Source organism: Neorhizobium sp. USDA 3394 (assembly GCF_056280385.1).
In genome coordinates this window covers 464,888-484,273 of sequence record NZ_JBWCDU010000002.1, presented here as the reverse complement: position 1 = coordinate 484,273, position 19,386 = coordinate 464,888, and the positions used below count along the sequence as shown (strand labels likewise).

The window sequence follows — 19,386 nt, the reverse complement described above, 5'->3', positions numbered from 1 at the left end:
GCCTAAAAAAGATGTGTGCTTTTAGCCAGTTGTGATTCCTTCGGAAATTACGAAGATTTGATGGAGATCACGATCGCCTGGCTGAAACCACCCGGCGGGATTATGTCCGGCGGACGCTGCGATGTGCAAGCGACGTTACGGATTGCGAATGGATTTTGCTGTGGAGTTCATGACTGCGCCAGGGAGTTTGGCCGGCGGTGCAAAACCGACTTGGGCGAGGTTGTGAACGCCTTCTGTATATCGCCTCGACAGGTTGTCTGTGGCGGACGCTGCCGGAGGTAAGCGCGATTTTCCATACGCATTGACGAGCGCGGTATCGCTGGACCGGCCCCGCCTCTTTAACGGTATCCGGCTTTATTGGGCCGCAGAGGTTTTGGAGAAGTTGAACGGCAGCAGGTCGCCGATATCGGCCGCTTCTTTACGCTGCGGCAACTCAGTGAGCACGTGGTGCAGCCAGGTTAGCGGGTCGACGCCACAGGCGCGGCAGGTCAGCATCAAACTGTAGATCACTGCGCTGGCCTTGGCTCCGTCAGCGGTGTCGCTGAACAGCCACGATTTTCTGCCGGTTGCAAAAACTCTGATGTCGCGTTCCAGAATGTTGTTATCGACCGGCATTCTGCCATCGCTTGTGTAACGTGTCAGATAATCCCATTGGTTCAGGGTGTAGGACACGGCTTCGCCGAGCCTGGTGTCCGGCACGACCTTCGGCGCGATGGCGTCGAGCCACACCTTTAGGGCGTTCAGGACAGGCAAGCTGTGCTGTTGCCGGAAGCGGTGAATGCGGTCGACCTGCGATGTACGTTATGCCGACGACAGCGTGATTGGGTTCCAGTACGAAGGAGAGGCGCAGCGCTTCCTGCAAGCATTGCGGGAGCGTCTCGCTCATTTTGGCTTGCAACTACACCCGGAAAAGACGCGGCTAATACGCTTTGGGCGGTATGCTGCGCGAAACTGCCGGGAGCGTGGTATCCGCAAGCCAGAGACCTTCGACTTTCTGGGATTCACACACTGCTGTGGTAGGCGGCGCAATGATGGGGGCTTCAAGATTGTCCGTCTGACAATCAAGAAGCGCATGCGCACGACGCTGATGGCAATTCGGGAAACGCTAATGCGAAGACGCCATGAACCGATGGCAGTAGTAGGTAGATGGCGACGGCAAGTGTTACAGGGGTATTTGAACTACCATGCGGTGCCAGACAATCTAAGACGATTGGGAGGGCTCCGCTGGGAAGTTGGTCGAGCTTGGCGACACGCTTTGATGCGTCGAAGCCAACGAAACCGGCTGTCTTGGGATCGTTTCCAAAGGCTGCTTCGCAAATACCTGCCGCCATGTCGTTTGTTGCACCCGCATCCAGATGCTCGGTTCACCGTCACAACATCCGATAGGAGCCGTATGCGGTAGTGCCGCACGTACGGATCTGGCCGGGGGGCGATGGATAACCATCGTCCCTACCGGGACCTGCCCGAGCACTTTCCGCCCCGTCCGACGGCGCAGCATGAATGGCGGGCCATGGGTCTTTGATCACGGATCAACCATAGCCTCATGATGGAGTCGAGGGAGTGGGAGGGCATGGAAGCTTCGCCAACGCTTGGTGCCATCGACGGCCAAACCGACAGGGCCAGTGAAAGCGGTGGTATTCGGGGCAAGGACGCAGTCGTCATATCATTGTCGATACGCTCCGGCGGATGGTCGGTCTCATGGTGCACGGCGCCGATATCTAGGATCGCAACTAGGCTCCCGATCTTCTGAAGTCCATTCACAACCGATGGCCATGGCTGCTTCAAGTCTTTCCCGATGGAGGCTATACGGGAATGGCGACGCGATACTCGACTGCTCCACCAATTCTTGGCTATCATCTTACACCGGACCGATCTAGGTCATGTTGACAAAGTGGGGCAGCCAAATCTTCGCTGCGGCGATCGCCAGGAATGCCGCGAATGATGTTTTGGTCTTGTCGTAGCGCGTAGCGATGCGGCGGAACTGTTTGATCCGGTTGAACATCCGCTCGATGCGATTGCGATCCTTATAGGCATGATAATCGCAATTCGGTGGGTTCTTTCTACTTGCTCGTGGCGGAATAACCGGGCGTGTGCCGTGGAAGAGAAGTTCCTGGCGGATGCTGTCGGCATCATATCCCTTGTCGGCGAGTAGACGACGGGGCCTGTTTACCGGCATTGCGAGAAGATCTGGAACGGCCAGATAGTCAGAGGCTTCGCCACCCGTCAGGACAAAGCCAAGAGGGCGGCCCTGACCGTCTGCTCGGGCGTGGATTTTTGTCGTAAAGCCGCCGCGTGATCGACCAAAAGCCTCCTTATGAGTCCCCTTTATGGATGGCCCGCCCCTCCCGCCGGCACCAGTGTATGATGCCAGTGTCCAAGAGAGGAAGGAGCGAGCCATGCAAATAATGATCCTTGGTATTGACCTGGGCAAGAACAGCTGCAGCGTCGTTGGCCTGAACGAAAGTGGGAAGGTCGTCGTTCGACGGCGGATGCGGCGTGACGGGGTCATCTCGTTCGCTGCCAAGCTGCCGCCATGCGTCATGGCAATGGAAGCTTGCTGTGGTGCCCACCATATGGGCCGGTCACTCGTGTCGTTTGGGCATGAGATTAGACTCATGTCGCCGGAGTATGTGCGACCTTACGTCAAGGCTCAGAAAAATGACGACCGCGACGCAGAGGCGATCGCCGAAGCCGCAAGCCGCCCGACCATGCGTTTTGTCGAACTCAAAAGCGAGGAGCAACTTGACATTCAAACCCTCCATCGCGTGCGCGACCGTTTGGTTGGTGAGCGCACTTCATTGACCAACCAAATCAGAAGCTTGCTTTTGGAGCGTGGGCTCGTCGTGGCACAGGGGCACGCTCGATTAAGTTTGTTGCTTAGCGAATTACTTGACACCGATGCCAGCACGCTTAGCCCGCGCATGATGTTCCTGCTGCGTGACATGCGCACACGTTGGGAGGAACTCGATCGGCGCATCGCTGCTTTTGATGCTGAATTTGCGTCCATGGCACGAACTGACGAGCGAGCTCGGCGTTTGACGGACATTCCCGGGATCGGGGCATTGAACGCCACGGCGCTTGTCGCGGCTGTCGGCGACGCAGCGACGTTTTCCAAGGGACGCGACCTCGCAGCGTGGTTGGGACTTGTGCCTCGCCAGGCCACTACCGGCGGAAGACCGAAGCTCTTGGGCATCACTAAGCGCGGCAGCAGATATTTACGCAAGATGCTGATCCAGGGCGCGAGATCTGCCATGCCCTCGTTGGCAAGGAGTGACACCGCCGTAGGGGCGTGGCTGCGAGGACTTCTCGCACGTAGTCACTCCAATGTCGCCGTTGTCGCACTGGCCGCAAAGATGGCGCGAACCGTCTGGGCCTTGCTCCACCACGGACGAAGCTACAAGGTGATGTCGATAACGACTGCCTGAGACACATAAACAGCGCTCATGGCGAAACGACGCCGGATGCGCCGAACTGCGAGTGGTAAAAGGAAGATGGCCTGACAGTCGATCGGCGTCCTGAAAACCTCCGGCGCTAAATGGCCTTCGAGGCCGGCCCCTTTATGAGGATGAGGACGCGCGGATCTCCATCTTGGCAGTGGCCAGCGCGCCAACATGCCGGATACGTTTGTGCAGACTGTTCAAACCAGCATCCGATTATCGCTTGCAAACGGGGCGGGCCATACGTTTAGCGCCCGCTGCCTGTGAATGGCCTCGGACTGTGGTGCTGTCCAGCATGTGCTGCCAATCATCTGTAAGGCCAAGCTCGACAAGCGTTTCCAAAAGTGCATCCCATACCCCTTGCTCAGCCCAGCGACGGAACCGGACGTAGACTGAATTCTACTTTCCATATCGCTCATGCATGTCACGCCACGGGCAGCCGACCCGAAGGACATGCAACATGCCGTTCATGAACTGACGATTATCGTGCGAGGGTCGCGATTTACGGCCACGCTCCGCAGGAAGAAGTGGTTCCACGATCCGCCATTCTGCGTCGGTTAGGTCTCCACGTGCCATTGCTGCCTCCTAAAAAGCAGCCTTGAATCAGACCCTACCTGATTTGAAAAGGCACTTTGTCAACAGGGCCTAGTTAGAATGGCGGGAGGGTCGGCTGACTTGCAGCAAAGACGGCGGCTGGTTTGGTCTTTGTCAGAAGTAGTCCGTCGCACCACACCTGATCAATGCGTCCCCAGAGGCAGGCTGCCGCAGCATCCGGAAAGAAGCCGTGCCCATTTAAATTGGCGCTTGTGTTACAAAGCAGCGGAATGCCCGTCAGCTTCTCGTACTCTACCAATAGCTGAGCCACCTTGTGGTCAGAATTCCTCGGGATCGTCTGAAGCCGAGCGGTCTCATCGATGTGTATCACCGCTGGAATTTGATCGATCCATGCGGACCGGGTCCGATGGTCGAATAGCATATAAGGATCCGGAGTCCCTGGATCGAATATGCCTGGGGCACGATCTTCCAAACAGATTGGTGCTACTGGTCGAAAGTATTCTCGCAATTTCACTTGATTGAGGTAGTCCTTAGCTTCCTTTGACGTCGCTGCGGCCAAGATGCTTCGCCCACCTAAGGCGCGAGGGCCAAGTTCAGCACGACCGGTAAGAAATACCACAGGTTTGTCGTCGGCGAGTAGCTGCGCTAGCTGTGTTAAAGTGCAAGGAGCGCTTTGCCACCCATCGGGGATGTCCCCCAAGGTAATGTTGGGGCCGCTATATACTGACCATTCAATGGCCACGAAGCCTTCTTCGGCAGCCAGCGCGCAGCAAGCGGCACCTATCGCCGATCCACTATCGTTGGGAAAGGGTGGTACCCAAACTGCGTCGAAAAGACCATCAGCGCGGAGCGCACTGTTCCATTTGATATTCAGGCCACATCCACCCGCGATACATAGGTTTCGTGGGAGCGGCATTGAGAGATCACGCAGGGCTGCAGTGGCCTCCTCGACAAGCAGCCGCTCAAGGAAAATATGAAATGAAGCAAGTATGTCTTCAGGTTTCGCCGCTCCCAGCCGCCGAGCACTTTCGTCGAAGAAATCGTGCACAGCTTCTAATAGTGAGTCTTCACTTTGGCTGTTTTGTCTATAACTGCAAGCAACGGCACCAGCGCCGGCGAAACGCTCCTCGTAGAGTTCACGAAATACTTTTAGAATTTCCTCGCGAGCTGTACCGAGAGCGATGTAGGCCATCATCTTTCCCGCGATATCCAGGTTCCATCCGTCTCTCTTAGTCTGCCTATAGGGCCCAAAATGTTGGCCCGCGATAGCATAGGTATGACCAATGATTGGGAACAGACACTTGATAAAATGAATCCCGCGCGGCTCGACATAGTAGAGCCGTGGAAAAATGCAGCCATCCCACACCAAGCAGAATGCGGGCTCTTTGGCCGCTGCGAATGGGCTGGTGCAGTAAGCAGATGCAACGTGGCCAGTAACATGCGGATAACTTTCGTAGGCAAAATTAATGCCGCCGAGCATAAGTCCTGAGCCATGGTAAGCTGCCAGGGGGCTCGTAGCTCCCCTTTCTACATATGGCGCCCCAACTAGACTGACGGGCTGCCCGTCACTAAGCACCTCGAACTCGGAAACAGTCTCACCGTCCCAGCCGTCTATAACGAACCGGTCCACATGTGTTGGATCCAGACCATATTCCCCCAACGCGGCGACGACCGCGTCGAGATCATTGATGTGCTGGAACCGGGGGTTGTTTCCCAACTTCTCCTGTTCAATGGAAAAAATCAGCCTGCCGTCCTCCAGCAGGGCAACTCCTCCGTCATGTGTCAGTTTGATGCCACAAATGCGCATAAAAGCTCCATACTGATGTTGGAGGTCATTTGCGCGCCTTGAAGGTGAGATCCTGTGGCGCAAAGCGACCTCGGCATTGACTTTAGTTGCGGCCGAGCATGAAGGCGCTCTAGTGATCGCTATCAGGTCTGATGGCGATCACTGCTGCCAGCGACTGTTTCGATGCAATAGTTTAATGGGTTAGCGAGTTTGCACTTTACCCGCACTCGTGGGTTCTTCGATTGGCAACATGGTTGCCTAGCAATTATGGAATCTCCGATATTCACAGGCTTTGATAGTGGCGTTAGGAGGTCGGTGGCAGAATTACAAACAGTCCCGCTCGAGCAACGCTTTTTTGGGTTGTCTTTGCTATGCCTTAGTCAGAGAGGTTGGTAAAATCGATTGGTTGGATATAAGACATCCACGCCGCGAATACATGCCAGAACGATCAGATCGATGCCCGCTCCGTGTATCTTTCACGCTGACAGGGAACATCTGATTGCGTTTGTCAACAGTGACCTCGCATCTTGGTCAAGGCTATTGCTTCACTTCGACGTCAGAGCTGTTCCTGCTCATCATTCCGTTTGAGCCGCCTTAGCGGGTAGTTCTCAACCACCTGCCTTCAATGAAGAGACCCGGCAGATTCGGGCCAACATTGATGCGGCCCCTCGTAAATGCGATGTCGAAAAGGTCGGCGCTCCGCCTCGATACGCGCCCCCGGATCTCCTTTGTTTGGCCGGTCACATCATGTTGACGTGACGCAAAGTGGCCGGGTTAAACAATGCTTGAACAATATTTTGAACATCAATGATTGCGATGGCGCCGCGCGGACACGCCGACGCCAGGCGCAGACATGAAAGACGATAAGAGCCCGCGCCAGCATCAACGCCGAGACAATGGCACCGAACGACAGCGATACATCCATGTCACGAAAGGCCATTTCTCAGCCGGTCGGGCTAAGCCGGCAACGCGCGTACGATCAACATATCAAGAATGCGTCGGACCCCGTTGACCAGCTTCGCAAGGCGCGCAGTAAGCGCCAGAAAACCTTCATGAGAGCGGTAATCGGTCGTCCTTCCAACCGGCTACGGTTGAACGACTCGAGTTTACCGGACAACGCCGATGACCACCCTATCCTGCTACACGGCTCCCGGAGCCTCTTCCGTTGAGGACCCTGTAACGGTATTCGGGAACCTCAACGGGTTGCATTTACGTTCGCTGCTGGAACACGCTCTGCTCCTCCATCCGGTACCTTGGAGCCTCGACTGTAACCGGGAGGCGCGTGTCTTGCGGAAGGTCGGGAAGGGCTAGTCGCATCCCACTAGCTAGCAACACGATACCGCCCCACATTTTTTCACTCTCCATCGTGAGTATCGGTTCCTCGAGATCAAGCTTTGGCATATAAGCCGAGAGCCTGTTGCAAGTTCGGCGAATCGTCACTTTCATCTGGCTGACTCCTTCCTTGAGACAGAATGTTCTTCGTGAAGGCAGTGGCTGCATACCAAATGCACATGCACACGGCATCGCTACCAAGTCATCTGCTGCGAAGAGAGAGGGATGTCCTTCGTTTGTACCGAGCGTTGGCGATACGTGCAGAGACCCCTACTGCTTCTTCAGACGATCGGCGGGTGCTAATTATCTCATGTCCCGCTTGCAGCCGCCTCGGAATATCCTCCAGCACACAGAAAGCACCCTTGGCAGCCGATAGCTGCAGTAATCGTTACGTAGCGGTTAGGCGGGGACACACGTCTTCTCCATTGGGCACGCTGCGGCACATTGCTGAGTTCCGAACCCTTCGCACTCGGTGCATTTTCGCGGATCGATGACGTAGTGTTCGCCCTTCAAGGCGACTGCCCCTGAGGGGCACACAAATTCACAGGCGCCGCATTGGCTGCATTGGGATGTTACGATCTTGAAGGCCACTTTAAGCTCCTGGTCATATTGGCAAGATGGGATTTCGCTACCGCCGTTTTATTCTCAAATTCGGCGGCGTAGAACGCGCCGATTGCGGCTTCGATATAGTCATAGGCATAAGCCTCTGTCGCTCGCACACCAGCGTCCGCCAACCTCTTCTTTGGGGTGTCTCCGATCTTGGCGCACAGCAATAGGTCTACGCCATTTAGCGCAACAACCGTGCTGTTGAAGGCAGCGTTGTCACACCAGCCGCCGAGACAGAATTGCTCGACCTTGCGATGGCCTGCTCGGCTAATCCCCGACGGCGAGACTTCGTAAATCTGGAATTCGCTTCCGTGGCCGAAGTGCTCGTTTATGCGGCCACCGCCCTTGGTCGTCACCGCAACAAGAAGCGATCGATCGGACACAACGGATCTGACAACTTTGAGTGCTTCTTTTCTAGACGCCAGACGTTCACAGCGCGCACGTTCAACGAACTCGCGGTAGGCAAGGCGCTTTGCCGGATCATAGGCCGGCGCAAGGGGGAGCTCACCGGTCGTAAATTCCCGAGCGAGATCAACGCCGAGCAGGCCGACCGCATCTGCGCGACATTGCCGGCAGTGCCGCATAAGCGTCCCTCGACCCTTTATCCGATCCTGGAGTAGGCTTAGTTCGAGAGCGGTTGGCCCACGCTGGCCAGTGAGTCCATAATAAGTTCCGTGAGAGTGATCTGAAATAAGGGGCGTTACGTTGTGGATGAATGCCCCACGATCTCTGACTGATCTGTTCACTTCGATCAAATGCTCGTCGTTGACCCCCGGAATTAGTATTGAATTGATTTTAGTGAGGATGCCTCGCTCAGTCAGCATCTCCAAGCCCAGCATCTGACGCTCGTGAAGGGTACTGGCAGCTTCAATACCCGTGAGGCGGCGATCCTTGAAAAATATCCATGGGTAAATCTTCGCACCGACATTTGGATCGACCATGTTGATCGTAATGGTCACGTGATCAACATTCAACTCAGCGAGCTCTTCGACATGGTCAGGCAGCGCAAGTCCATTGGTCGACACGCAAAACTTGATGTCGGGGATTTCCTTCGCGACCAGTTCCAATGTTGTTTTTGTCCTGTTCCAATCATAACAAGCGTCGCCAGGCCCGGCGATACCAAGGACAGAGAGCTGCGGCAATGCGCTGGCTACTGTCATTACCTTTCGCAGAGCCTGGTCAGGGTTTAACCTTTCAGAGGTAACGCCAGGTCGGCTTTCGTTAGCGCAGTCATATTTTCGGTTGCAGTAGTTGCATTGGATGTTGCATGCCGGAGCAACCGCAACGTGCATTCGAGCAAAATAGGAATGCGCGTCTTCTGAGAAGCAGGGATGATCGTCCACTCGTTTCCAAACCGCCGGATCTGCACCATCTGGTGCCGAGCGCCCATAGGTATGGGATTGTCCAGAAGCACCAGCATATAAGTTTACGCAGGCGGGCGTGTAGACGGTCTTGTTAGGCCCTTCATTCATTTTAGCTGGTGTCATCATTTCTCCGTTGACAGGCCCACAATAGCTGAAGGTAAACGCGATCCTGCTTGGGCGACGGGCCATTTGGATTGTGGGAACAACCTGAGCTCGAAGACGCACGGTTCCCCGAGAGGATGATGCGTTTTATTTTAGACACGTCTTTTAAGAGGACGCGGGCACAAGCGCGGCAGCTGATACCGACGACTTTGCCTTCATTGAAGATGGCGAACATCGGCGTCGCATACCCGGAAACGATTTGCCAGTTCTGGATTTTCGTCAATGTCCAGTGCGACGACCGTCATCTTATCGGCAAATTCCTCCGATATGGGTTCGATTAGACGGGCAACTACGCTCGTCAAGCGACACTTGAGAGAAGTGAACAACACAAGCACAGTGTTGGGAGAATTGAGAACGCCATCTGCCAAGTCATCTGCGTTCCTGGCCTTACCGATTGTCATATAACTGTCCTTTCGCCACGTATCTGCAGGCGCAAAAATCGGGTGCCATACGATCACCCTTTAGGGTGAGTTTTTGCTGAGGAGGGACAAAGAGGATGAAGGATCAATGCTAGCGGGAAATGGCTTGGGAGACTAAACGGGCGCCGACACCCTTCAGGCAATTCCGTCACAATTCATTCAACTTTACACCGTGCTGGCGGACGGCATAAGATATCTGCCTGGCTGTTTTACCGAGTATCCGAGCCGCCTTCGCCTGATTGCCACCTGCCGTTTTCAATGCTGTCATCAGCAGCTCAGATTCAACGATACGATTTTTTTCTAGCGGTGCTTTAAATGCGGCTCGGTCAGAAGTGGACATCAATCTGCCATGAGGAGGATCGGTGATATCAAAGTGGCTCGGAGGGGCCACACCTTTCCAAAGTCGGCTGGAAAAACATTGATCCTTTGCACAAGCGAAATCCGATGGCATGATCTTGTTTTCCATTGCAAGGGTCGCCGTACGTCGAACGCAGTTTTCCAGTTCTCGCACGTTGCCCGGGAAGGCGCATTTCGACAACAGATCGAGTGCATCCGGATTAAATTTTCGGTTGTTATCGTTCTCCTTGTTGAACTTCTCAAGAAAATGATTCGCCAGGCTGGTGATATCGCCGGAGCGGTCCCGAAGCGGCGGCAGGGCAATAGATACCACATTAATCCGGTAATAGAGGTCGGATCTGAAGTCGCCGTTCATCACAGCTGTCTCAAGGTTTTTGTTGGTGGCGCATATCAGGCGAACGTTGACCTTTCGCGTCTTTACTCCGCCCATCCTCTCGAATTCACCTTCCTGCAATACCCGCAATAGTTTTGACTGAAAATCGAGCCCTGTTTCACCAATCTCATCTAGCAGCAAGGTCCCGCCGTCGGCTAATTCGAAACGGCCTGCCCGCTCGGACACAGCTCCGGTGAAGGCACCTTTTTCGTGTCCGAATAGCTCCGACTCTAGAAGACCAGTCGACAAGGCGGCGCAATTCACTGCCACGAACGGTTTCTTGTGACGCGGCGACAGCGCGTGGATCGCTTTTGCGAATACCTCTTTGCCGGTACCGCTCTCACCCCTCAGCAACACCGCCGAATTGGTAGGCGCAATTTTTCTGACGGTCTCAAGGACCTCCCTTAGCGCCACGCTTTCTCCAACGATCCAGTCAAGTTTCTGATGCGTGGGAGAGGCATATACTCTCTCTCCCCCCGCTTTCTGATTCTCAGCAGTTGTCCGCTCGATGCTGCTGACCCCGGATCGGAGCCGGTGGAGTGTCCCCACCACATTGGCGACTGCTGTTAGGAACGCCAATTCCTCTTGGTAATTATAGCTTATTAGCCCGTCGTTGACCAGATCAACCCACAGCGCTGCAATGACCTTGTTCTCGATTTTAACTGGGACGCCGATAAAGGTGGTGGCGCTGTCGGGGGATTGTAGGAGCGAGGTTTTGAATAGCCTCGCCTTTTCCTTAGCCTCCACGACTGACGGCCGACCGGTATCAATAATCCTTTTAACCGTTGGCGGAGCCACAAACCGTGAAGTTATGGATGGTATACCGCGACCAGCCTTCGAACTTGCGGATATTCCTACCTCTCCGTTGGTGGCGGGGATCTGTATAGCGCTCTCCCGACACGGGAGAACGGAACACATAATATCCAGCACACTGTCAAGTCTAACCTCCAAACGAGTGGATGCCACCAACTCGTTAGAAATTCGATAGATTCCGATCAGCCGCTTATCCCGGCCGAACTCGTTCTTTCCCGGGGATTCGGTCAAGTCCTGCTCCGTGAAATAAAGGTAATTGCGATTTTGTGCGCCCGGAATTCGGTTGCGCTTAAACGTGGATTGCTTTGCTCACGTCTCCGGTGAATTATAATCGCATCCACAGGTACTGCAAATTACGGTTTAGAAAGGTCGAATTTTTCGCTAGACCTCATCCGAACTTGAAAAGGATCCCAAACCCTCCCCTGGGGTAATTCCAGTCGATCTCACCGCTGGCTTCGCATAACACTCTGCATGTGCCGCATTCCAAGCAGCCGTCTGTAACAACTTTAACCTGCCCTGCGTCGTCAAAACTGTAGCAGTTCGCTGGACAGATCTTAGTCAAGGCACGCAGACTAGCGCTTGGAGAGAGGTGCCTGCGCACTCTTATGTGCGGCCGGCCGGCATCGACGAGATAGCGGTTCCGATAGAGCTTTTCCTCGATGGGCTCGAAGCTGCTTTCGCTCATTTCAACTCTCCTTCAGCGCCAGGCACGGGCGATGCGGACGGCGTCGCTTACAAGGCCCCAACGGGACCGCGCCTTGATGAAGGCGTCGATCGCTGCCTTTTCTTTTTCAATTTTTGTCGAACCGTCAACTCGAACAAAGCCCTGCGCTGCCTGCGATATCAGCTTTGGATAGGTTGAAAACAAACTTTGGCTATTCGTATGCAAGAGGGCGGGCACATCTTTGTGCTTGATTAGATCTCTCATAACAAATGACTTGTCCAACATACTCTTATACAAGGAAAGGTTATCCTTAGTCATAGGCCTCCCTTGGTTCTTTATTGTACAAATTGCCTCCCCCGCGATTTGGCCAGACGTCATGGCCAGGTTTGAGCCCTCCCTATGGACCGCGTTGTTCAGCTGTGCCGCATCGCCTACAACAACCCAGCCTTCACCATGCAGCTCGGGGATTGCTCTGAATCCTCCCTCCGGAATGAGATGGGCGGCATATTCCTTTACTTCTGAACCTGCCAGCAGCGGCTTGATGGAAGGATGGCACTTGAAGCCGTTGAGAAGGGTGTGGGGACTTTCCATACTTTCAGCCAACCCGGAGACGAGGCAACCGATTCCCAGGGAGACTGAATCTCGATTCGTATAAAGGAAGCCTAGGCCGGCCACGCCCCGCGAGATTGTTCCAAGTGCTTCGATGACGCAGCCCTGGTCTCCCGTCAGCCCGAAGCGCTCCGCGATCACGTGCTCCGGCAAGAAGTGCATTTCCTTGACGGCAAGAGCCACGTTTTGCGACTTCGGCACGTCGCGCAAACCCATCCGCGTTCCAAGCACCCCATTCACGCCTTCAGCGAGAACCACGACATCCGCAAGAATTGGCCGCCCCGCCCTATCAGTGTGGACGCCGATGACGTTGCCACTGCCATCGCGAGCAAGTTTCGTTGCTGTTGTCTCACATAGGATTGTTCCGCCGGCCTCACGCACTTTGCCCGCGAACCACTTGTCGAACTGAACGCGGACGATGGTGTAGCGGTTTGCCCTTTGCTCATTGAAGTCATGTGACCGATAGTGCATCCCACTGTGCGAGGTGTCGTCCATAATCCACAGTCGCTGCTCGACCAGATGTCGTTCAAGAGGCGCGTCATCGCGAAAATTCGGAACGATCCCCTCCAGCATGTTGGCGTACAATATGGCCCCTTGGACGTTCTTGGAACCTGGATACTCTCCTCGCTCCAACTGTAGCACCTTCAAACCCCGGCTAGCCATTGTGTAAGCAGCCGCGTTACCGGACATGCCGGCTCCTACGACGATGGCATCAAAACGCTCCCTACTCATAGGCCTTCACCCTCAGTTCACAAAGTTGACGCTCTCGGAAGGGCATTAGCCTAGAGAACGCCTTTGTCAGTGCCGGCAAAAGCCGATGTGCATCAGCCACCACCCCAACATGGGCGAAATCAAAGATCGGCGCGTGCGGATCATTGTTAATCGCGATGATCAAATCGGCGCCCTCGGCGCCGACACGGTGCTGGACCGCGCCTGATATTCCGGCGGCTATGTACAGTTTCGGTCGGATCGTCACACCCGTTTGGCCAATCTGCCTAAACGACGACGCCCAACCCTTTTGGACCAATGGACGTGTACAACCCATCTCCCCACCGATTGTTCTTGCGAGGGCGCCCACATGCTTCAGGTTGATTGCCGCGCCGATCCCCAGTCCACATCCAACCACGACGTCAGCTTTGGCGAGATCCGGACGGTCGGATCGATTATCGGCGAGGAAACCGATGACTTTGGTAGCAATCTCCTCCTCGACCATCGTAAGCTCATGCCGAATAATACGCCCGACTGGCTTGGTTTGTCGCTCAGGCATTGACATCACTCGAGGACGCACGGTTGCCATCTGTGGGCGAGAGTTGAGCGTGTAGATCGTACACAATAGCGAACCGCCGAAGGTTGGGCGCGTCGCGGCGAGAGACCCGTCGGAATCGATGTTCAGTTCAGTGCAATCGGCAGTGAGGCCCGTTTTCAAGCTTGTTGCCACCGAACCTGCGAGGTCGCGGCCAAGCGTGGTTGCGCCGAGAAGTAGAATTTCGGGTTTATGTATGGTGACGAGGTCTGTCAGCGCCTTGGTATAGGGCTCGTTTCTATAATTGGTCAGCAATTGGGACTCAACCAGGTAGACAAGATCGGCGCCATAGGCAAAGGCCTCTTCGAGGGCAGGGCCACCGCCTCCGCCTTTCGGCGGACCCATGACGACACCGGCGAGTTGAGCACCTAGTTTGTCAGCGAGTTTGCGGCCTTCGCCGAGTAATTCGATGGAGACGGGATTGACCTGGCTTTCCTCCAGTTCAATGTAAACCCAGACATGCCGATGATCCTGGAACTGTGTTGGCAACTTCATCATCATCCCACCACGGCTGGCAGCGGGAGACAGCGTCCCCTTATCTTGAGTGACCACAATTGGCCCTTTCTGCTTACGCACCTGATTTGGATAATGGCATATCTGCCAACTTCGGTTGATGGCTGGATATCCAGGCGACAAGCTCGTCAGCGACATGACCTACGGTCTTGCTAGCAGTCTCGAGTTGCACGGATTTTTGCGCCCTCGGCGTAGGAGCAAATACCCGCTTCACGACAGTCGGCGATCCTTTCAAGCCGAATTTATCCACTTCCCTAACGCCGAGATCTGCTACACCCCACGTCAGGATTGAACAACGTGCGGCACGCAAGGAGTCCTCGATAGAGCCGCGGCGAATGGTGTTGAGGCCGTCGGCCATGGTAACGAGGCACGGCATCTTACTCTCGATAAACTGTGTCCCGCCCTCCAAACATCTCTCTACGTCAACTGAGCGCCGCAAATGATCGATACGGGTGACCTTTTTGATATAGGTCAGTTGCTGGATATTCAGGCGCTTGGCAATTCCCGGTCCGACTTGGGCGGTATCGCCGTCGATCGTTTGTTTGCCCGTGAAGATAATATCGGGAGGACCGAAGCGTTCGCCGATCTTTGCGATAGCGCAGGCAAGAGCAAATGAGGTTGCTAGCGTATCGGAACCTGCGAAACGGCGATCTGTTACAAGTACCGCCCGGTCTGCCCCATATGTAAGCGCTTTGCGCAGCGCTTGCGCTGCCATCGGCGGCCCCATGGTGACGACGGTTACCTTTCCACGACTGGGGTTGCGCAACCAGCGCTTCTCCTCAAGTGCAAAGCGGTCGCGCAACCTGAGCGCCTCCTCAAGTGCAAAGAGGTCGTACGGGTTAATTATGGTTGGCACGCCTTGGCGCATGATTGTGTTCGTCACCGGGTGGACGCGGATCTGGCTAGAGTCCGGCACCTGCTTGATACAGACTACGATGTGCATGATAGGCTTCTCCAAGCTCCGTCACGGCGGGTCTTCTGGGCACACCTTCTAGATGCAGTGTCCCACAAATGTACGTTGTACAGGTGTCATTATGGCCCCCACTGCCCTCAGTTATGCGGATGGCATTCGTTGTCGGGTTGCGCACGGCGCGGGCGTTGCGACATCTCTGTCTGAACTCACATCGAAGAGCATGGGCGCCCTCGCTTTGCACGTCCTTCGTAAGAGATGTTCCACAGAAGATCTTTGAAGTGATCGGTGCAACGAATATGAAATACCCGCAGAGAGGATTATTTATGAGGTTCACTCGGCAATAGGTCAGCCCTCACATAGACTTGGCAATTCTTGGGACAGACGCGGGCGCAGGCTCCGCAGCCGATACAGCGACCGGGATAGTCAACCGCCATAATTACGCGAGTGAGTTCTCCGTCGAAATCCTCCTCCGCTCCGCGGCAGACGCCAAGTATCTGACCTGCGTCGTTAATACCGTAAGGGTGCATGACCTCACGCGAGCAGACCTTAAAGCAACGCCCGCAGCCGATGCACGTCCCAGCATCGACAAAGTTTAGGTATTCCGGAATCCAACTGCAGCCGTCGCGGGTGAAGCCTGAACGGTTCATTTCGATTTCTCCAAAGCAGTGTAATCTCTTCGAGCAATGTCCCAAGCAGCAAAGCTAGAACATATCTGGACTGCAACTCGACCCGATGTGGTCCGCGTGGCAGAGAGGCTTTTTTGCGGATTCATTCAGAGATTCCCTTGCTGGCATCAGCCGCACGAGACAGTGGACGTCTTGACCGCGGTTTCCTCATTGGCACGAGGTGTAACTGTTCGAACTTCAAAGCTCGCCATCGTCAGCCTTTTTCGTCCAAGCGCGCTTTCTCTCCCCTGGCACCTGTCTGCGCTATGGCCCTACGGAGCCATGGTGGAGGGCCTGCTTTCAACCTACTCTGAACACGGGCCAGCAACGCCCCTATTCCTTCAGGCCGCGGCAGCTTGATCGGGTGGATATTCGCCGAAATAACTCTCGCCGCCGAAGGTCCGCCAATACCAATACAAAAGAAAAGCTGGCACGAGGCCAGAACCGCGATTTTTGCGGCCAGGCGCTCGTGATGCGGTGTTCGCTGAACGGCCAGCTCATCAGACAGATTTTCGAATACAACAGCTCCTATGAAACTGAGCGAATCTGGCGTCACATCGTAGATCGCAAATCGTTCGGCGGATCCGAAATGACCATTCAGCCTTTTCATGTCTTGAGTGGCGATCGCAAGCCGCAAGGTACCTGCAGGCCGCTCCGCCCCTATTTCCCGAAGTCGTTTGTCGACAAGCGAGAGACGACGAATGGAGCTCATCTTACACTTCCATATTGAGGGGCGAATCAGTTCTCCCAGGGCTTGGCCGGTGTTGGCTCGCCTGGATGATATTGGCAGCCTCGTAGATCAGGTCGCGGGTTCCCTGATAGAGGATCGTGAGCTTGTGTTGGTTGCCCAAGCGGTCGAAGACGGGAAAGCCGACGCGCATCAGCGGAATGTTAAGCCGATCTGCTGCTTGCCGGCCGTGCGAATGAGTAACGAGAAGGTCGGTCCCAGCAGCAAGGTGTTCAAGATTCCAAAGATCACCGGTATGGATGGTATCGAGCGAAACTGATTGAAGTGCTCTGGACATCCCAGTCGTGGAAACCGCTACTGCTACTTCCGCCCCCATCCCGGTGAAGAAGTCGATAAATTGGACCAACCGATCCGGATCGGAACCAATTGCTATTCTTTTGCCGGTTAGGTGAAAGTGCCCGTCGAGCATCGCGTCCTGCAATTGCATGCGGCGATGCCGAATGCTCAGCGGTGCTTCTTCTGACGAAATCTCGGCGAGGAGACTGATGAATCGATCAGCATTCTTTAGGCCCGTGAGGGATCCGAACAGCACGTAAGGGACGCCTGTAATTCGCTTCAACGCTTCAGCCGGTCGCCTCATTTGTTCCCCGATGGCGATGCACCGAATGGCCGAACCGAGGTGGCGAATTTCGTCAACTTTCGTGCCGCCGTACGTCGTCGCAACCCATTGCTCGGGTATGATGCCACCGAGCGATTTCGACAGATCAGGCAGGATTATTGGGTTTAGCCCGAAACGTTCTATTGTCTCGCGCAAATGCTCGAGATCAGCAACCGTTAGGTTTGACCCTGGCAAGACTGCGATTTTTGTGGCGTCGCGTGGGTGTTCGCCGGGCAGCGTAATCTCCTCGATAACAGCGGCAACCGCTGTGGACCAGCCCTCCTCCATTGCCCCCGCGAAATCCGGCGAACTGGCGAGCACCACCTCAGTGCCACTTAGCTCCGCGACCCGCCCGCCCTTCATTTTTAAGAGTTCACCGGCGATGTCGTCATCTCGAGTCTCGACCAGGGCAGAGGTGCATATCCCGATAACTCGCGGTTTGACCCGTGTCTTTAGGGTGAGGATTGCTTCCTCAAGACGATCAGCGCCGCCGAGAACCGTTACAATTTCGTCCATCGCCGTAGTGTGCAGGGGGATCGTTTCACTGAAATGTCTTCCAAGTAACACGAGCCCAAAGCTTGCACACCCTTGGCTTCCGTGGATCATGGGAATGGCACCATCGATGCCGAGAAACGCCAAGGCAGCCCCCAGCGGCTGAGACGATTTCAGAGAGTTGATTGCCGCAGCTTTTGTTTGGGAAAAGATATTAACCATTTGGGGTCTCAACCGCCCTCAATGCCCGAACTGAAGGGGAATGCGGTAAGGTTCGCGCTCGCCATGCTTCCTGATGTTTGCATCCCGATGCCGCTCCCATGGTGCGGGTTCGCGTAGTTCTGTCCAGATGGGGTTGTGGATTGCCAGGTAGGTCTGACGCACTAGCTGCACCATTCCCTCATAACCCGCGTAGGCGTGACGCCGCTCCTGGTTAATGTCGAGCCACGGCACCTTTGCCTTAAGAGCGATGAATTGCGTACGACCGCCCGACAGCATGATGTCCGCTTTGCCTCCTGTGAGCGTCGAGTAGAGCCTGCTCGGGGCAATCGAGTCATGCAGATGGCACTCCTCTTTCAGAACCTGCTTGATACGACCTCTATCGTCATCGGTAGATTTTTTGACCGATGTCGCCACGATCTCCATGCCGATCTCCAGCAGCGCATGGACCAACGACCAAGATTTCACCCCGCCGGTGTTGAGCAGGACGCGCTTGCCCTTGAGCCCGGCCCGGAATATTTCCAGCCGTTTCCATGCTCTGTTTTCTTCTACCGAGATAAGCGCTTCCGCGCGATCGAGAAGTTCGGAGTCGGCGCCGTTCTTGATTAACAGGCCAGCGATCCGCCGGAGTGCGTTCGATGTGCCAGAGATGCCATAGAAGGAGCCTTCAAAAAAGGGAATATCCCAGCGCTCCTCCATTTTTTGAGCAAGATTGACGAGGGCCGACGAGCAGACCACCATAGTCGCACGCGCGCGGTGAGCAGAGGCGACCTGCAAATAGCGGGCGTCGCCAGGAATGCAGGCGCGAACGCGGATTCCGAGTGTGTCCAAGAGCGGCTTCACGAGCCAGAATTCGCCGGAAATATTGAATTCGCCTAAGATATTGATGTCGTTAGGTCCGCAGTCCTCAGGCTCCACCGTGCCAATAACATGATCAAACAAGGCTTGGCCAGCAAGCCTATTGCCGAGCTTCTTCGCACCGAGAAAGCCAGGTGCGTTGACCGGCACCACCGGAATCGCGAATTCTGCCGTTGCGGAACGGCATATCGCCACGATGTCGTCGCCGATCATCGCAGGGACGCAGGTTGCATAGACAAAGATCGCTGCCGGTGCGTGGTCCTTTTTGATCTCGCAGATGGCATCGACGAGTTTCCGCTCGCTATGCCCCATCAATATTTCGAGTTCAGTTAAATCCGTCGTGAAGCTTGTCCGCCAAAGCCCAGGACCTGACGATGCGGCCCCGCGATTGTCCCAAGAATTGCCTTCGCAGGCCAACGGCGCATGTATTAGATGGGCTACGTCCGAAATAGGCTGTAAGACTACTTTAGCTCCGTCAAACGCGCAGCCCGCGGCGGCTCGTAGGTTGAATGGCTTTTTGGCACCATTGCCGCGGATTATCTTGCACAGCGGCTCGCGGACGGAACCTTGAGGTGTCGAGTTGATTGAGAGCATTCGTTG

General features: G+C 55.2%; 16 protein-coding genes and 5 pseudogenes. 4 read left to right on the top strand and 17 right to left on the bottom strand.

The genetic code is table 11. From position 1 onward, the window contains the following. Positions 1 to 77: 77 nt before the first annotated feature. Positions 78 to 278, top strand: a pseudogene (locus tag ACZ9EJ_RS23815) (IS5/IS1182 family transposase); the annotation flags it as partial. A 76-nt stretch (positions 279 to 354) separates the two neighbouring features. On the opposite strand, the pseudogene ACZ9EJ_RS23810 reads toward ACZ9EJ_RS23815, so the two are convergent. Next, positions 355 to 777: pseudogene (locus ACZ9EJ_RS23810) on the bottom strand (IS66 family transposase); the annotation flags it as partial. A gap of 1 nt (position 778) precedes the next feature. On the opposite strand from ACZ9EJ_RS23810, the gene ACZ9EJ_RS23805 reads away from it, so the two are divergent. Beyond that, positions 779 to 1,402, top strand: a complete 624-nt coding sequence (locus ACZ9EJ_RS23805; protein WP_476099963.1) for a reverse transcriptase domain-containing protein — start codon at positions 779 to 781, stop codon at positions 1,400 to 1,402. A gap of 48 nt (positions 1,403 to 1,450) precedes the next feature. After that, a pseudogene (locus ACZ9EJ_RS23800) lies at positions 1,451 to 1,812 on the top strand (transposase); the annotation flags it as partial. Positions 1,813 to 1,873: 61 nt separating this feature from the next. Here the strand turns inward: ACZ9EJ_RS23800 and ACZ9EJ_RS23795 are convergent. After that, positions 1,874 to 2,326 (bottom strand): annotated as a pseudogene (locus tag ACZ9EJ_RS23795) (IS5 family transposase); the annotation flags it as partial. A 70-nt stretch (positions 2,327 to 2,396) separates the two neighbouring features. On the opposite strand from ACZ9EJ_RS23795, the gene ACZ9EJ_RS23790 reads away from it, so the two are divergent. Continuing rightward, positions 2,397 to 3,425 carry an IS110 family RNA-guided transposase gene (locus ACZ9EJ_RS23790; protein ID WP_046636226.1) on the top strand — a complete coding sequence of 343 codons (1,029 nt, stop codon included), beginning with the start codon at positions 2,397 to 2,399 and terminating at the stop codon, positions 3,423 to 3,425. Between the two features lie 255 nt (positions 3,426 to 3,680). Here the strand turns inward: ACZ9EJ_RS23790 and ACZ9EJ_RS23785 are convergent. The 15 genes and pseudogenes from ACZ9EJ_RS23785 to nifE form a co-directional block, all read right to left on the bottom strand. After that, positions 3,681 to 4,013 (bottom strand): annotated as a pseudogene (locus tag ACZ9EJ_RS23785) (IS5 family transposase); the annotation flags it as partial. 73 nt (positions 4,014 to 4,086) lie between these two features. Continuing rightward, positions 4,087 to 5,799 carry a nodulation protein NodU gene (nodU, locus tag ACZ9EJ_RS23780; RefSeq protein WP_040125997.1) on the bottom strand — a complete coding sequence of 571 codons (1,713 nt, stop codon included), beginning with the start codon at positions 5,797 to 5,799 and terminating at the stop codon, positions 4,087 to 4,089. Between the two features lie 1,188 nt (positions 5,800 to 6,987). Beyond that, the gene (gene nifT / locus ACZ9EJ_RS23775; protein WP_040125995.1) at positions 6,988 to 7,224 is read right to left on the bottom strand and encodes a putative nitrogen fixation protein NifT; all 237 of its coding nucleotides are present in this window, start codon (positions 7,222 to 7,224) and stop codon (positions 6,988 to 6,990) included. Positions 7,225 to 7,509: 285 nt separating this feature from the next. After that, positions 7,510 to 7,701, bottom strand: a complete 192-nt coding sequence (locus tag ACZ9EJ_RS23770; protein WP_080719417.1) for a 4Fe-4S dicluster domain-containing protein — start codon at positions 7,699 to 7,701, stop codon at positions 7,510 to 7,512. Further along, the gene (gene nifB / locus ACZ9EJ_RS23765) at positions 7,683 to 9,206 is read right to left on the bottom strand and encodes a nitrogenase cofactor biosynthesis protein NifB (RefSeq protein ID WP_080719416.1); all 1,524 of its coding nucleotides are present in this window, start codon (positions 9,204 to 9,206) and stop codon (positions 7,683 to 7,685) included. Before nifB ends, ACZ9EJ_RS23770 begins: the two co-directional genes overlap by 19 nt. A gap of 191 nt (positions 9,207 to 9,397) precedes the next feature. After that, on the bottom strand, positions 9,398 to 9,643 hold the full coding sequence (locus ACZ9EJ_RS23760; protein WP_157885372.1) for a thioredoxin family protein: 246 nt from the start codon (positions 9,641 to 9,643) through the stop codon (positions 9,398 to 9,400). A 166-nt stretch (positions 9,644 to 9,809) separates the two neighbouring features. After that, entirely contained in the window at positions 9,810 to 11,435 is a 1,626-nt protein-coding gene (nifA, locus tag ACZ9EJ_RS23755) for a nif-specific transcriptional activator NifA (RefSeq protein ID WP_046636069.1), read from the bottom strand. Positions 11,436 to 11,592: 157 nt separating this feature from the next. Beyond that, on the bottom strand, positions 11,593 to 11,889 hold the full coding sequence (locus tag ACZ9EJ_RS23750) for a ferredoxin family protein (RefSeq protein WP_040125992.1): 297 nt from the start codon (positions 11,887 to 11,889) through the stop codon (positions 11,593 to 11,595). A 12-nt stretch (positions 11,890 to 11,901) separates the two neighbouring features. Next, positions 11,902 to 13,209 (bottom strand): NAD(P)-binding protein, encoded by a 1,308-nt coding sequence (locus ACZ9EJ_RS23745; protein WP_040125991.1) that lies wholly within the window; start codon positions 13,207 to 13,209, stop codon positions 11,902 to 11,904. Beyond that, positions 13,202 to 14,281 (bottom strand): electron transfer flavoprotein subunit alpha/FixB family protein, encoded by a 1,080-nt coding sequence (locus tag ACZ9EJ_RS23740; RefSeq protein ID WP_046636076.1) that lies wholly within the window; start codon positions 14,279 to 14,281, stop codon positions 13,202 to 13,204. Before ACZ9EJ_RS23740 ends, ACZ9EJ_RS23745 begins: the two co-directional genes overlap by 8 nt. A gap of 67 nt (positions 14,282 to 14,348) precedes the next feature. Beyond that, a complete protein-coding gene (locus ACZ9EJ_RS23735; protein WP_040125990.1) occupies positions 14,349 to 15,236 on the bottom strand; it encodes an electron transfer flavoprotein subunit beta/FixA family protein in 888 nt (295 codons plus the stop codon). A gap of 287 nt (positions 15,237 to 15,523) precedes the next feature. Continuing rightward, positions 15,524 to 15,853, bottom strand: a complete 330-nt coding sequence (gene fdxB, locus ACZ9EJ_RS23730; protein ID WP_080719415.1) for a ferredoxin III, nif-specific — start codon at positions 15,851 to 15,853, stop codon at positions 15,524 to 15,526. Between the two features lie 232 nt (positions 15,854 to 16,085). Beyond that, a complete protein-coding gene (gene nifX, locus ACZ9EJ_RS23725) occupies positions 16,086 to 16,583 on the bottom strand; it encodes a nitrogen fixation protein NifX (RefSeq protein ID WP_040125989.1) in 498 nt (165 codons plus the stop codon). A 1-nt stretch (position 16,584) separates the two neighbouring features. Continuing rightward, positions 16,585 to 17,931, bottom strand: a complete 1,347-nt coding sequence (nifN, locus tag ACZ9EJ_RS23720; RefSeq protein ID WP_046642646.1) for a nitrogenase iron-molybdenum cofactor biosynthesis protein NifN — start codon at positions 17,929 to 17,931, stop codon at positions 16,585 to 16,587. Between the two features lie 18 nt (positions 17,932 to 17,949). Continuing rightward, positions 17,950 to 19,380 (bottom strand): nitrogenase iron-molybdenum cofactor biosynthesis protein NifE, encoded by a 1,431-nt coding sequence (gene nifE / locus ACZ9EJ_RS23715; RefSeq protein WP_080719414.1) that lies wholly within the window; start codon positions 19,378 to 19,380, stop codon positions 17,950 to 17,952. Between the last annotated feature and the right edge of the window lie 6 nt (positions 19,381 to 19,386).